Here is a 14678-nt window from a genome sequence, read left to right as displayed (position 1 = left end):
TTTCCCGCAGAAGCAGAACAGATCGCACAAATCGAACGAGCGGAGAGCTTTGATGAAAAGCCCTTCGCTTTTTCTTTTGCCGATGAGGACATCGACAATCTGCTCCGTTTCGGAAGCAATGCAGACAATGCCCGCATGGTAATTGCCGCAGAGTTTTCCAAGGATAAGCCAGTGCCTGAAAAGGCAGCGTTCCTACGGCGAACCTATCGCGGCGGCTATGGGCTGAATACCGACTCCGGAAAACTGGCTGTCTGGTATGCCGATGACGGTCTGCACCTTTCTAACGGGCCTGCGGCGCGGTACAACAAAGCTGCACAGGTAATCTCCTGGGAGGATGCCGCTACACGAATTGACGCCATGCTGACGGATGGCAGCTTTATGACCAACGTGGAGCTTGCAGAAACGCCCGGTTTTGAGCATTCCCAGCTCGCACAGTCCTTGTGGTATCTCTTTCATGACATGAGCGAACAGGCCCGTGACGCCGGTTATCTGCCTTCCATGGCAGAACTGAGCGGAGGCGGTTATCCGGATGAGATCGCACGGCTGTCCGAAAGACTTGAGAACGAGGATTTCCGCAACGGTCTAACAGCGGAATTTGAATCTTTTACGGAAGCCTATTCACAGGATCGGGAGCTCCTTCGGTTTCACTATCATAAGCCGGATGAAATGCTCAGTGCTCTGCGAGACTTAAATCTCCCAAGGCGGGAGCTCTCCGCAAGCATGGTGACGCTTCCGGAAATATCCGCCTTTATTACGGAAGATGAAATCGACGCCGCAATTTCCGGCGGCAGCAGCTTTGCCGGAGGCAAGCAGCGTATCTATGACTTCTTCCTTGCTCCTCATACCACGAAAGAGAAAGCCGATTTCCTGAAAAAAGAATACGGCACAGGCGGCAGGAGCCATACACTCTCCGGATCGTCTGGGAGTGATGAATCCCACGAAGCCCGTGGAGAGCGGTTTCGCAAGACAAACTGCGCACCGGTGGAACTTTCCTGGCAGAAGGTGGCCAAACGGATCGAAGCCCTGATCTCGGATGGCCATTACCTGACGCCGGAGAAACAGTCTGCTTACGACGCCATTTTGGAGGCCAGGGAGGAACCGGAGACAACGATTGAGGATTATCTTCCCTACAACGATGTGAAAGCAGCCTACCCGGACAACATCGTGCTTTATCAGGTTGGGGACTTCTTTGAGATTTATGGAGAGGATGCCCGTACAGCGTCTGATTTGCTGGAGATCACCCTCACCTCCAAGACGCTCCCGAACATTGGCCGGGTTGCTATGTGCGGCTTTCCTGTCAGCGAACAGGAAAGATATATCGCAGATCTCCGTGACCGGTACGATGTGACGGTATCTGCGCTGGATGAGGACACTCCCTCCGGCCGCAGGACCTACACAGTCCTTTCTATTGACCACGAGGCGGCGCAGGCCATTGACGCCCATGAAGCGGAGTTTGGCGCAGACGGTTGGCGCGCATTCGGAGGCCGTGGACCGTTAGACCCCCAAAACGAGGGGGTGGACGGCCTGGGTATCCCCGAAAGGGACGGAGCTTCCGGAAACGGAGTCACGACGCCTGTTTCAGTGCGCAAGGAGGCGCTGAGGCGCAAGGCGGAGGTTGAGAACCAACAGAATAACGGGACGTCCATTCCCCCAAACTGCCAGAAGGTCTCTGAGTTCCTGTACGATTTTGTTTGTACCTATGGGGAGAAAAAATGGGGCGTCTCCATGTATGACGGCCAGACGGCATTGATTGCCAATTACATCAACCCAATTATTGGCGACATGGATATTCAGGAGATTACCCCGCGGGTGGTTGACAAGTACATCCAGACGCTTCAAAAGACCCCCTGTGTGTCAACCAAGACCAGGAAGGCCAAAGATACCTTTGTGTCTGACAAGACGATTGAAAAGATCATCAAGCTGCTGCGCTGCGCCTTTAAGCAGGCTGTTCGCTGGGAGCTAATCGGCAGGAATCCCTTTGACAACACGGTTCTTCCCAGGACCGAGTATGCCAAGCGGGACATATGGGATGCGGAAACGATCCGGAAGGCGTTGGACAACTGCCACGACGGAAAGCTCTATGTGGCCATGAATCTGGCGTTTGCCTGCTCCATGCGGATGGGTGAAATCCTCGGCCTGGCATGGAGAAATGTTCACATTGAGGATGAGAACATCGCACGGGATAATGCCTACGTCTATATTGAACAGGAGCTTACCCGTGCTTCCAAGAGGGCAATCGAGATGCTGGGAGGAAAAGACATCTACCACATCTTCACCCCGCTCATGCCTAACACCAGCACCTGTGTGATCCTGGAAAAGCCTAAGACGGACTCCAGTGTGAGAAAAATCTGGCTGCCTAAGACGCTGGCCTACATTCTCAGGGAATGGAGGAAGTCGCAGAACGAGCTGAAAGCCTTTCTGGGGGACGAATATCAGGACTTTGACCTTGTGATCGCCCTCCCGAACGGAAGGCCGTGTGAGGAAAGGATCATCAACAAGGAGTTTGCTCTCTTAAAGGAGAAAGCAGAGCTCCCCTATGTGGTCTTTCACTCCCTCCGGCATTCCAGCACTACCTACAAGCTGAAGCTCAACCACGGCGACCTGAAGGCCACACAGGGCGATACCGGACACGCGGAGATCGACATGATTACGAAGGGGTACGCGCACATTCTCGATGAAGATCGGAAGATTAACGCGCAGAAGTTTGAAAGTGCTTTCTACACCAACGCCAATCCTGATCTGCGCCATGTGACGGCTCCGCCGGAGCCGCAGGCCGTGCAGACGGTTGACCTTGCGGCGCTCATTGAGCAGCTTCAGCAAAACCCGGAGCTGGCGAATACCCTTGCTACGCTGATTGCGGGCTCAAAAGGCTCCAATTAGCAAATGAGCCAAAATTCTTAGCAAGCCTTCGATTTTCGTTCATCTCCAATTAGCAAAATATACATCGAAGCAAAAGTTTATTCATTGGCTGCCTCCGGGCGGCAGGGCAAGATGCATTGAGTCCATGAGAACAGCAAAAAAGCTGCAAACCCTTGTAAACAAAGGCTTGCAGCGGATTGTCTGGCGTCCCAGGCGCGACTCGAACGCGCGGCGTTTCGCTTAGGAGGCGAACCCTCTATCCAACTGAGGTACTGGGACATATTCAATTTTATGCGGCTTTTAGATTCGAACGACCTACCGCTTAGGAGGCGGTCGCTCTATCCAGCTGAGCTACGCGGACTTATGAGATTAGAACTTATCTTTACTTCATCAGATAAGAACTAGTCGATTATACCACAATTTTCTCTTCATAGGACAATATCTTTTTCAAAACAAGACAGGAACATCGTCCAAAACATCGTGGACGCTCAAGCAAGGCTCACGGCTAAGAATCACTTCCTGCTCTTGCGAAACTGAAGCTTCCAGCCCACAATCCATCCCAGGACAAGCAGATAATTTTCAATCGCACCGACTCCATTAACCAAACTTCTCTGATCAAGAAAGTGAACAAGATGATTTGTTCCTATCCCAATTCCACCCACGATAAGAGCCAGAAGAACTGTTTTTAAAAAGTAAGCGTCATATTTAAGATTTACAGCGATCAGGATAATCATCACTGCGATATCCCAAACGGCTATTTCTCTCTGCCATCCATAAGAGACACGATAAGCTGAATGACTTGCCATATCATCAGGGAAAAGCAGTTGCAGTACAACCGCCCCCGACATTGCAGCTATGACAAAGACAAACATGATTCTCAAAAACTTATTCATGCGCTTTTTTCACCTTCTTTGCCCAGCGCCTTACGAAGCGCCTCTGCCTCCTCTTTCCCCAAAGTTGTAATGGATCGGCCGTCAATGATCTCCTTAATATAGGAATAGCAGCCTTCGTGGCTGTGCACCACATTTATGATAAACCCGTTGTCCTCTCTAGTCAGCATTGCCAGGGAGAAACTGAGCTTGCCTCCCATCTGATCCAGGGCATTGTACTTGATCAGGCCGTATTTCTGGAATGTGACGGCAGCCTTGTCCGAGAGATTCTTGATATTGCGCTCATTGGCGGCATTGGCCTCGACCAGCTCATCCGCCTGGTCCATGCGAAAGACAAGGCTTTCTTCCAGGGATTTTGCATTCTTTCCCCTCATAAAAACATCATACTTCTTCTGCAGCTTATGGATCTTAACCAGACTGACCAGAACCAGAATCAGAAGGATCAGGGAAAAAAGAAACAGGCTCATCACAACAAAAGGATTGACGAAATACTCTAACATATATAACCTCAGCATTCTCACTGGAAATCCCCTCTGCATTCCATGCGAGGGGACAATACTTATAGAAACAGAAATTCGAAAAACATGGAGCTGCTGTTGATGCCTGTCACTGCTTCCGGAGTTGGATCAAATCCATAATTCTCTGCAGTTCATCCTGAGAGTAATATTCTATCTCCAGCTTGCCCTTCTGATGATCCCTGGGGCAAATCCGTACCTTAGTTCCCAGAGCGCTTTTCAGATTTTCCTCCATCGTCTGATAGACCGCCATCATTTGTTCCGTCAGCGCTTTCTGCGTCTCAGACTTTCTTGAAACCGGCTTCTGCAGACGGCGAACCTCTCTCTCCACATCGCGGACAGACATCTTCTGATCGAATGCCTTTTGTGCCAGATCAAATTGCAGATCCTTATTGCCCAGTCCCAGAATCGCTCTTGCATGCCCGGTCGAGATCATCTCATCAATGACCATTTGCTGTACCCTGGGATCCAGTTTGAGCAGGCGCATGGAATTGGTGACTGCTGTTCTGCTCTTGGAGACTCGCTCAGCCACCTGATCTTGTTTCAGATGAAACTCATCCAACAATCTCTTGTATGCCTCTGCCTCCTCAATCGGGTTCAGATCTTCACGCTGAATGTTCTCAATGAGCGCGATTTCTACAATTTCCTGTTCCGAAAGATCCCGAATAATAACCGGGACTTCCTTCAGGCCGGCAATCTTGGCAGCTCTCCAGCGCCTCTCTCCGGCAATGATTTCATAGTAATCGTCTCTCTCCTGGACGAGCAGAGGGGAAAGCACGCCGAACTGACAGATGGACTCCGCCAGCTCTTCTAACGAATCCTCATTAAACCGTTTCCTCGGTTGTTCTCGGTTCGGCTCCACCTTTTGAATATTGACAAGCTCTACTCCTTCTCCCGCCTGATTCTCTTTAGCCTTTCTGTTTGCGGCAGTTTTCGTCAGCTTCTCACTCTCAAGGTCGCTCTCTTGCTTTCGAACGCTGCGCTTTTTGACTGCACCGGGTTTGTTTGCCGCCTTACCGCCTGTCCGACTTGTCAGCTTCCCCTCGGCAACTGTCTTATTTGGAATTAAAGAGTCCAGGCCTCTTCCAAGACCACTTTTTTTTGCAGCCATCTAGATGTCCCTCCTCTCAATGACCTCCCTGGCCAGATTCCGGTATGATTCTGCTCCGGATGAACGACTGTCGTAGAGATGAATCGGCAGGCCGTGTGACGGCGCCTCCGCCAGGCGAACATTCCTGGGAATAATCGTGTTATATACTTTTGTATTGAGATTTTCGCGAACAGAGGCCACTACATCTGCTGACAGATTTGTTCTGGCGTCGTACATAGTGAACACCACCCCATCGATGGTCAGATCCGGGTTCAGCCGTTCCTGCACCAATTCAACCGTATGAATCAGCTGACTGATTCCCTCCAGGGCATAATATTCACACTGAATGGGAACGAGTACGCTGTCCGCCGTAGTCATGGCATTTACGGTCAGTATATTGAGGGAAGGCGGACAATCAATCAAGATATAGTCATAATCGTCCCTGATGTAATCTACCGTATTGCTGAGTATGTATTCCTTATCCTCGACTTCGAGCAGTTCGACTTCGGCTCCTGCCAAATTTACATTTGAAGGAAGTACGGTGAGATTTTCCACTCCCTCCACAGCCCGCATTGCCTGTCGAATTCCGCACTCATCAAGCAGTACTTCATAAATCGAATTCTCCAGATGATCCTTGTCAATTCCAAGTCCGCTTGTCGCATTCCCCTGTGGGTCGCAATCAATCAGAAGAATTTTCTTCCCTGCTTCTGCCAGGCAAGCCGCCAGATTAATCGCGGTTGTCGTTTTTCCGACGCCTCCCTTTTGGTTGGCAATCGCAATAATTCTGCCCATACAATCCCCTCGTCTTTCTTTGTATGTTTCACGTGAAACACATGTCTATTCTACAGCGAAGTTCTTTCCTACGAAAGTACAATATAATAATCGACATCCACTAAATGTAGCAAATTTTTCAAAATTGAACCTTAACACGATGTTTCACGTGAAACATCGTGTTAAGGTCTCCTTGTTCGAAAGCAATCTCGCAAATCTTATCTGTGTCCCAGAATGAGAGCACATCCCTTTTATCGTTGTCACAATATCATTTTGATTAGCATGCACTAATTATCTACTATCAACATCGCTCTTCCTAATCAATTTGATTTACTATATCAAACACCATGCCCTGTCATTCTTCTATGCTAATATCATACTTCTTGGATAGGCGTTTATGCGTCTATCCAATATCATACTTCTGCATGGGCATCATACTCTCCATCCATATATCATTCTTCTGTATGGATCTTATACTTTCATCCCCATATCATGCTTCTGTACGGATCTTATACTTTCATCCCTATATTATGCTTCTATACGGATGTTATGCTTTCATCCCTATACCCTTCCTCTGTATGGATTCACACTTCGCCCTTAGATCCACAGTGTCAATCTCTATTTCCGCATGATGCTTCTGTAAATTTTCAGCAAGCAACGGCCTTAGATATCACCGGTAGTTGGGCTAACAGGCACGCCGCCAGCGCTTGCGTTAATCCGAGCCTCGGGCATATGTTTCACGTGAAACATATAAGTGATATTGATTCCATTGTTTATACTTTCTCTATTTCTCCTTGAGTGGGTTTTTCGATGGTGTCCCGGCTTTTCTCGGATATGTTTTTGGCGTTTTTTTCGTTTTGCGAATCAAAACCAGAGATCTGGAAAAATCAGAGTTGGGAAGGGTAAACTGTTCTACCCGCTCGATTTTTCCTCCCAGCAACCGGATTCCAAACTTTCCCTCATTGAGTTCCTCCTCAATTTGTCCGGACTTATAGGCGATGAAATCACCCCCCTCCCTCACAAAAGGAAGGCAATACTCAGAGAGAGTAGAAATATTCGCGACGGCACGGGAGACGACATGATCATAGGATTCCCGATATTTCTTTTGCCTGCCCATTTCTTCGGCGCGCCCATGAATTGCTTCAATATTATTGAGTTCTAATCGGTCTATGACCTCCTGTAGAAAACGAATTCTCTTGTTCAGCGAATCCATCAGAGTTATCTTCAGGTCAGGGTATACAATCTTGAGCGGGATCCCCGGAAATCCGGCGCCGGTTCCCAAATCGAGCAGTTTTCCTTCTAATTTCGAACATATGTTTGATATCGAAAGAGAATCCAGAAAATGCTTGCTGACAACCTCCTGGTACTCTGTGATTGTTGTCAGATTCATCCGCCTGTTCCACTCAATCAGCATGTCATAGTAGGTCAGAAAGGACTGATATTGATGCTCACTCAGCTGATAACCCAGGCAATTCAGCCCTTCCGTAAATTTACTGATATCGTATTCCATATATTCCCCTCTTTACATAATGACATGACTTCTGCCGACTTAGATTTGGATTAATCTAGCAATTCAAACTTTTATTCTCATGCTGTTTTTAAATCTATATCCGATCGGGTCTATCCTCCAGCCAAGTGATATCAGCTCTCTCGATATTTCCCCTGCCTGATATAGACCATTAATACAGAGATGTCCGCCGGCGAAACTCCGGATATCCGGGAAGCCTGGCCGATATTTTTAGGCCGGATTCTGGATAGCTTCTGTCTGGCCTCAATTCGTAGGTTATCGACTTTTTCATAATCGAGTTCGTCCGGAATCAACTTCTCCTCTAATTTCTTAAAACGCTTTACCTGTTTGATCTGTCGGTCAATATAGCCCTGATACTTAACTCCAATATTGATCTGTTGGCAGACATCCTCCGCAAGCGGGGGACGGTCCGGGTCCAGATCTGCCAGCTTCTGATAGGAGAGCTCCGGTCTGCGAATCAGCTCCTCCAGGGAAGCGGATCCATCCTCCGGGATAGGAGAAGAGTCCCATGATCGAAGAAGGTCATTGTTCTGTCGGCTTCCTCCCAGGCGGATTCCCTTGATCCGCTCCCTCTCCCTGCCAATCGCCAGCTTCTTGGCCCGTACCCTTTGATAGCGGTCTTCTGAGATCAATCCGACCTGATAGCCGAGCGGCGTCAGGCGAAGGTCTGCATTGTCCTGACGGAGCAAAAGACGATACTCCGCGCGAGACGTCATCATCCGATAGGGTTCGAAGGATTCCTTGGTCACCAGATCATCAATCAAAACACCGATATAGGAAGAAGACCGATCCAGGATCAGCGCTTCTTTTCCCTGAATCTTCATCGCCGCGTTGATTCCAGCAATCAATCCCTGAGCGGCCGCCTCCTCATAGCCGGAGGAACCGTTGAACTGCCCGCCCGCAAACAGACCCGGAACTTCCTTACATTCCAGAGAGGCATCCAGCTGATTGGCATCGATGCAGTCGTATTCAATGGCATAGGCATTTCTTGTAATCTTCGCGTGTTCCAGCCCCGGGATCGTGTGATAGAAGTCGTACTGCACATCCTCCGGCATGGAGGAAGAGGCCCCGGAAATGTACATTTCACTGGTATCCAATCCCTCGGGCTCTACAAAGAGCTGATGGCGCGATTTATCCGGAAACTTGACCACCTTGTCTTCAATGGAGGGACAGTAGCGGGGACCGATTCCCTCGATCAGACCGGAATAGATGGGAGACCTGTCAATATTCTCCCGCAGGATCTGGTGTCCCCTTTCATTGGTATATGTCAGATAGCAGGTAACCTGTTCCTTCTGCACGCTTGCCGGATCGGTCGTGAAAGAAAAGGGCTCCACCGGACTGTCTCCATACTGGGGCTGCATCCGGCTGAAATCAATGGAGGACCGCTCAATACGGGCCGGTGTTCCTGTCTTGAAGCGTCGCAGCTTAATGCCTAGCTTCTCCAGAGAAGCCGTCAGATGATTGGCAGATCGGAGTCCGCCGGGACCGGTATATTCAATAACATCTCCATAGAGACAGCGAGCCTTAAGATAGGTCCCGGTTGCCAGAATTACCGCCTGGGATCGGTAGCTTGCGCCGGAAAAAGTTCTGCAGCCTGCCGCGCGTCCATTTTCTGTCAGAATCTCAGTGACCTCAGCCTGTCGCAGGGTTAAATGGTCTGTGGCCTGCAGGGTCTTCCTCATCTCAACAGAGTAACGGTATTTGTCTGCCTGACAACGCAGGGAGTGAACGGCAGGTCCCTTGGAAGCATTGAGCATTTTGGACTGAAGGAAGGTCTTGTCAATATTGATCCCCATCTGACCTCCCAGGGCATCAATTTCACGAACCAAATGTCCCTTGGATGACCCTCCAATATGGGGATTACAGGGCATCATAGCCACAGAGTCCATACTGACTGTGAAAATGATGGTCTCCAATCCCAGTCTGGCACAAGCTAAAGCGGCCTCACAGCCGGCATGACCAGCCCCAACCACTATGACATCATAATTTTCTGAAACGTGACTCATGCGAATTTCCTTCTCGCTTTTTTCTCTCTTGTTTCGCGCATTTCTCTACTGATTTTCTCGTTTATTTTTTCATGTATTCCTCGTATCCTCAGAGAAAAACCATGAATACAGCTATTCAAACCGAATCTGAATCAGTTATTATATCCACAGGACAAACCAAGGGATGCCTTCTTTCAAACCGGATCCGAATCATTTCTCATATCCACAGAGCAAACCAAGGGGATGTATTCATTCGACTTGGATTCGAACAACTTCTCATCTACACGGAAAAGACCTGTAAAATATACCCACTGAAGCCGGATTAAATCCAAAGTCCAATTGTAAAATCGAGTTGAACATTAGCATAAAAAGCCCACAAAATACCTCTTTGATAGAATGTAAGTGACAATACTTTATTCACAAGGGGAACTCCCTATGGACCACTTATATTCTACTACAACAGGACATCGGAGGGGCACAGCATCTTATATTGTGTACCGGATTTTGATCGGTCAATTTTCTAGAAAAACTTCGTTGATTTCCGAAAAGGATAAGAACAGCGAAATCAGGCACCAGCTGTTGCATTTTGTTTTCCCAGGGAGTGTTGCGCTTAACCTGAAAATCCTGCTTTCTCAAAAATACGCTTTTAACAACATTAGATTTAACCATATGAACGGTATTGGTTTTGATTTTATTAACAACACTAATTTTAACTCGATTGTTGTATTATAACATATAAAAAGTTATAATACATAAAATTGGTTATAAAATGGAGATGACGAATGGGTTACATTAATAAGGTTCTGGGAATAAAAGTCCTTTATAAAAATGCTGATCTGGGGCATTATCCGAATTTTATCAGCACAAGATATCGCTTACAACTGGCATCTTTGGACGGTCAAAAAGTGATCCTTCTCTATCCTAAAACAGAATTAGAGCAGATTGAAACATTAAAAAAACATCTTGATCGTATACGAACCAATGAAAACCTGCCGATTGTGTTAATTCTAAATGAACTTACTTTTCGCCAGAAAGAATATTTGATTCGAGAAAAAATACCATTTGTTGTGGAGGGAAAACAGATTTATTTACCCTTTATGGCATTGTATTTACAAGAGCGCTGTGACGCTGAAAAGCAATCTCGTGAGAAAATTTTGCCATCTGCACAGCTGCTTTTCCTCCATTTTCTTTATCTTGGTGGGCAAGAATTGCCTATGAGTCAAGCTGCAAAAAATCTGAACCTGACACCGATGTCGATCTCCAGAGCGTCGAAGCAGCTTGTGGAAATGAAGCTTTTAAACGTCAGAAAATCAGGGATTCAGAAGATTTTGTTCTCTAACGAGACGCCGAAATTGCTGTTTCAAAAATCAAAAGGATACCTGTTGAATCCTGTAAAACGAACCGTTTACGTCCCAAATGAATTGGTTGGCGCAGAACTTTTGAAGAGCGGGTATTCGGCACTGGCGGAATACTCCATGTTAAATATGCCAAATGTCCCGTACTTTGCTTCAGATACAATTTCTAAATGGCAGAAAAACGCAGCGAACACTCTTCAAGATTCGAAAACCCAGGTTGCAGTAGAACTGTGGAGATATGATCCGAAGAAATTGTCAAATAACAAAACAGTTGATGTCCTTTCGCTGGCATTATCTTTGGAGGATAATCCGAACGAGCGTGTGGAAGAGGCGGTGGAAGAAATACTAAATAATTTTTGGAGGGAAATAGATGGTCACAGGGCTTGAGATCTTCAAAGAATGGTTCAGAGGAAATGAAGAACAGTATGTCATAATCGGCGGAACTGCGTGCGATATCCTGATGACGGAAGAGGGCCTGGATTTCAGAGCAACAAAAGATATTGATCTGGTTTTGATCATAGAGGCAGTTGATGCGGAATTTGGAAGAAAGTTTTGGGACTTTGTAAAGCAGGCTGGATATGAATATTGCAATAGAAGTTCTGGAACACCAGAATTTTATCGCTTTCGCCACCCAACCTCCAGCCAATATCCGACAATGATTGAACTATTCACGCGAAAACTGGACGCGATTCCGCTTTCGGAGGATGCAGTATTGACTCCGCTGCCAATGGATGAAGATATATCCAGTCTTTCAGCCATCCTTTTGGATGATAACTACTATAATTTCCTGAAAATGGGAAAAATCACTGTTGACGGAATTACTGTTTTGGACTCTTCCTATCTGATCCCGTTCAAGGCGAAGGCTTGGATGGACTTGACGGACCGCAAGACAGCTGGGAATCATATTGACGAAAAAAATATCCGAAAACACAAAAATGATGTGTTCCGGCTGACAGAATTGCTTGATCCAACAGCGCAAATTGTGACACCGCACGGCGTCTATGCGGATATACAGGAATTTGTCCGCAGGATGAAGGGAGAGAACGTTGATGTGAAACAGTTAGGATTGGCAGGAAGAACAAAAGAAAAAATTCTGGATGAAATCAAAGCTATGTATGTGGAAAAATAATCAGCGCTTGCTGAAGACACTGGCAAAGTCGCTATTCTCATCGACCTTTTTGTATTACTTACCCATGCAGAATTTAGAGAATATCTCGTCCGCCAGGTCATCCTCCAGCGTCTCCCCCGTGATCAGACCCAGCTGTTCATAGCAATTCATCAGGTCCACAGTCAGAAAATCTTCCGTTATCCCATGATCAATTCCCTCAAGCACAAGATCCAAAGCCTTTCTGGCCTCCTGCAGGGCATATGTATGGCGGGCATTTGTGATGAGAATCTCCTGATTCTCCCGGACCTGACCTGTGAAAAACATTCTCTCAATGGCAGAAGCCAGGAGATCCAGCCCCTCCTCTCTGCGGACAGAGACAGACAGGATGCGATCGGGATTCAGCTGTGGCAGTACCTGCTGAATCTGCTCCGCCGACAGAATCGAAGTCAGATCCATCTTATTGAGCAAGATAATGCTGTGTTCCAGATAACCGTGAGAGGAGAGCTGATTCAGCATTTCGCAATCCTCATTCTCCAAGGGCAGAGAAGCGTCCATGACGAAGATAATTATATCCGCCTCCTCCATGGATTTTCTGGCCTTCTCTACACCGATCTGCTCAATCCGATCCTCCGATTCGCGAATCCCCGCTGTGTCAACCAGACGCAAAGCCAGGTTGCCCAGGCGGACTTTCTCCTCCAGCGTATCTCTGGTCGTCCCCGGAATGTCTGTGACAATAGCCCGATCCCGGCCAGCAAGCGCATTGAGCAGAGAAGACTTGCCCGCGTTCGGTCTTCCGACAATCGCGGTTAAAATCCCATCTCTGAGATAGGATCCCTCCTTGCTGGAAGCCAGAAGTTTCTCCAGGGCCGCAGATAAATCCTCTACCTGATTCCTGAGCTTATCGCTGTACCCGTCCAGATCATAGTGTTCCGGATCATCCAGAGCCGACTCAATAAAAGCGATCTCATAGAGAAGCTTTTCCCTCATGTCCCTGATACGGCAGGAGAGAGCGCCGGACAGCTGCTCCATGGAATTGCGAATGGCAAGCTCGCTTTGCGCGTGGATTAAGTCCATGACAGACTCCGCCTGTGCCATATCGATGCGTCCGTTGAGGAATGCCCGTTTCGTAAATTCCCCGGGCTCCGCAGGCCTGGCGCCACGAGAGAAGAGGAGCTGCAATATCTTCTGAAGGATCAGAATCCCTCCATGACAGTTGATTTCCACCAGATCTTCCCTGGTATAGGTCCTGGGAGCGCGAAAAACAGAGACGAGAACTTCATCGATAAGGCAGACCTGTCCGGTATTCTTCGCCCCTTCTCCCTCAGAAATCCCCTCTGTTTTCCCCTTGTCCTCAATAATATGTCCATAGGAGATCGTGTGACTCTCCATTTCTGCCAGCACTTTCTTCCCCCGAAAGACAGAATCCGCAATGGCAATCGCGTCCGGACCGGAAATTCTTATAATGCCAATACCGGCGTTGGACATCGCTGTCGCGACCGCAGCAATGGTATCCCCTTGAAACATATTCTCTCCTTGGAAAAATTTGTACCATTATAGCATGAAAAAGGCACCGGTCTCCATGGAAGCGCCCTGCCCCAGGATCCGATACCTTTCTCTTAACTTTTGAAATCCTGGAGTTGGCACTCCATTCATCCTCTGCTGACATGAATGAAAAGAGGATGACATATTTTCCTAAACCAGGACGGTTCTCACAGAGATGATTCAGCGTGTCCGTCCTTTGGACTGATAACCACATGGCGATAGGGTTCCTCTCCCTCGCTGTGCGTATCCACCCCTTGAATCCCCTGCAGAGCCGAGTGAATGATCCTTCTCTCATAGGGATTCATTGCCTCAAGCTCCTCCGCCCTGCCAGACCGCTTCACGCGAAAGGCCACATTTTTGGCCAGGTTTTCAAGTGTTGCCATACGGCGGGCCCGATAGTCCTCCGTATCGATCTTCACCCTGCTGTAGACGGAGGACTTGCGGTTTACAGCCAGGTTGGTCAGATACTGGAGAGAATCCAGCGTCTGACCCCTCTTACCGATGATCACTCCCATCTCAGGACCCGACAGATTAATATTCAGAGTATTCTCGCTGACGTCAAATTGATATTCCGCCTTGACATCCATTTTCATTGCCGCAAAAAGATCTGTTAAAAAAGCAGACGCAATTGCCTGGATCTCTTGCGGATCCGCTGTCTTTCTGCTGTGGTCCGCCTTCTTTGCGCTGCCGCGATCAGAAGCTGGAGTCGCAATTTTCTCATCCTCCTTCTCAGCCTGGTCCTCGCTATACTCGTCGACCTGAGAAGAAGTCGTCTCCTCTGCGTCCGGCTGATCCTTTTCCTTGAGAATTGAGAACTCCGCCTCAGCCTCTTTCGCGACCTCCCTGGTCACCTCTTCCTGGTCCTGATCGATTTTGGCCCGGATGACAGCATTCTTACTGCCCAGACCAAAAAGTCCTGCGGACCCTTTTTCAACAACGGTGTAGGAAATCTTTTCACTGGTCACACCCAATTTAACAGATGCCGCAGTCAGCGCATCACTAATGGTTTTGCCGGTAAATGTCATATACTCCATA

Annotated in this window: 12 protein-coding genes and 2 tRNA genes; 4 read left to right on the top strand and 10 right to left on the bottom strand. The window is 48.0% G+C overall.

Translation table 11 applies throughout. The features are described from left to right. The first annotated feature begins 135 nt into the window (after positions 1-135). Positions 136-2880 (top strand): tyrosine-type recombinase/integrase, encoded by a 2745-nt coding sequence (locus HMPREF1508_RS00925; protein ID WP_084640147.1) that lies wholly within the window; start codon positions 136-138, stop codon positions 2878-2880. 181 nt (positions 2881-3061) lie between these two features. Here HMPREF1508_RS00925 and HMPREF1508_RS00920 read toward each other — a convergent pair. The 8 genes from HMPREF1508_RS00920 to mnmG all read right to left on the bottom strand — a co-directional run bounded on the left by HMPREF1508_RS00920 (position 3062) and on the right by mnmG (position 9659). After that, positions 3062-3138: transfer RNA gene (locus tag HMPREF1508_RS00920), tRNA-Arg, on the bottom strand. Between the two features lie 13 nt (positions 3139-3151). Next, a tRNA-Arg gene (locus HMPREF1508_RS10105) sits at positions 3152-3216 on the bottom strand. A 155-nt stretch (positions 3217-3371) separates the two neighbouring features. Continuing rightward, positions 3372-3752: a hypothetical protein gene (locus HMPREF1508_RS00915; protein WP_044958611.1), complete on the bottom strand. Its 381-nt coding sequence runs from the start codon at positions 3750-3752 to the stop codon at positions 3372-3374. After that, on the bottom strand, positions 3749-4249 hold the full coding sequence (locus HMPREF1508_RS00910; protein WP_242834468.1) for a DUF4446 family protein: 501 nt from the start codon (positions 4247-4249) through the stop codon (positions 3749-3751). Before HMPREF1508_RS00910 ends, HMPREF1508_RS00915 begins: the two co-directional genes overlap by 4 nt. A gap of 106 nt (positions 4250-4355) precedes the next feature. Beyond that, complete coding sequence (locus HMPREF1508_RS00905) at positions 4356-5375, bottom strand: ParB/RepB/Spo0J family partition protein (protein ID WP_044958608.1); 1020 nt, start codon at positions 5373-5375, stop codon at positions 4356-4358. Next, positions 5376-6146: a ParA family protein gene (locus HMPREF1508_RS00900; RefSeq protein WP_044958607.1), complete on the bottom strand. Its 771-nt coding sequence runs from the start codon at positions 6144-6146 to the stop codon at positions 5376-5378. A gap of 763 nt (positions 6147-6909) precedes the next feature. Beyond that, complete coding sequence (gene rsmG, locus HMPREF1508_RS00895; RefSeq protein WP_044958605.1) at positions 6910-7635, bottom strand: 16S rRNA (guanine(527)-N(7))-methyltransferase RsmG; 726 nt, start codon at positions 7633-7635, stop codon at positions 6910-6912. A 131-nt stretch (positions 7636-7766) separates the two neighbouring features. Further along, on the bottom strand, positions 7767-9659 hold the full coding sequence (gene mnmG / locus HMPREF1508_RS00890) for a tRNA uridine-5-carboxymethylaminomethyl(34) synthesis enzyme MnmG (protein WP_044958604.1): 1893 nt from the start codon (positions 9657-9659) through the stop codon (positions 7767-7769). A 414-nt stretch (positions 9660-10073) separates the two neighbouring features. Between mnmG and HMPREF1508_RS00885 the strand changes: the two genes are divergently transcribed. Genes HMPREF1508_RS00885 through HMPREF1508_RS00875 form a run of 3 tightly spaced genes read left to right on the top strand, consistent with a single transcriptional unit; the run spans position 10074 to position 12122 of the window. Continuing rightward, positions 10074-10370, top strand: a complete 297-nt coding sequence (locus tag HMPREF1508_RS00885; RefSeq protein WP_044958603.1) for a hypothetical protein — start codon at positions 10074-10076, stop codon at positions 10368-10370. 50 nt (positions 10371-10420) lie between these two features. Then, positions 10421-11380, top strand: a complete 960-nt coding sequence (locus tag HMPREF1508_RS00880; RefSeq protein WP_044958601.1) for a MarR family transcriptional regulator — start codon at positions 10421-10423, stop codon at positions 11378-11380. Then, the gene (locus HMPREF1508_RS00875; RefSeq protein ID WP_044958600.1) at positions 11364-12122 is read left to right on the top strand and encodes a hypothetical protein; all 759 of its coding nucleotides are present in this window, start codon (positions 11364-11366) and stop codon (positions 12120-12122) included. Before HMPREF1508_RS00880 ends, HMPREF1508_RS00875 begins: the two co-directional genes overlap by 17 nt. A gap of 54 nt (positions 12123-12176) precedes the next feature. On the opposite strand, the gene mnmE is transcribed toward HMPREF1508_RS00875, so the two are convergent. Both mnmE and jag read right to left on the bottom strand, forming a co-directional pair. After that, on the bottom strand, positions 12177-13625 hold the full coding sequence (mnmE, locus tag HMPREF1508_RS00870) for a tRNA uridine-5-carboxymethylaminomethyl(34) synthesis GTPase MnmE (RefSeq protein WP_044958599.1): 1449 nt from the start codon (positions 13623-13625) through the stop codon (positions 12177-12179). Between the two features lie 185 nt (positions 13626-13810). Continuing rightward, positions 13811-14677, bottom strand: coding sequence for an RNA-binding cell elongation regulator Jag/EloR (gene jag, locus HMPREF1508_RS00865; RefSeq protein ID WP_044958598.1), 867 nt, complete (start codon positions 14675-14677; stop codon positions 13811-13813). Position 14678 lies beyond the last annotated feature (1 nt).

It is taken from the genome of Shuttleworthella sp. MSX8B, from assembly GCF_000524295.1.
GTDB classification, from domain to species: domain Bacteria; phylum Bacillota; class Clostridia; order Lachnospirales; family Lachnospiraceae; genus Shuttleworthia; species Shuttleworthia satelles.
This window is presented reverse-complemented; position numbering and strand designations above follow the sequence as displayed.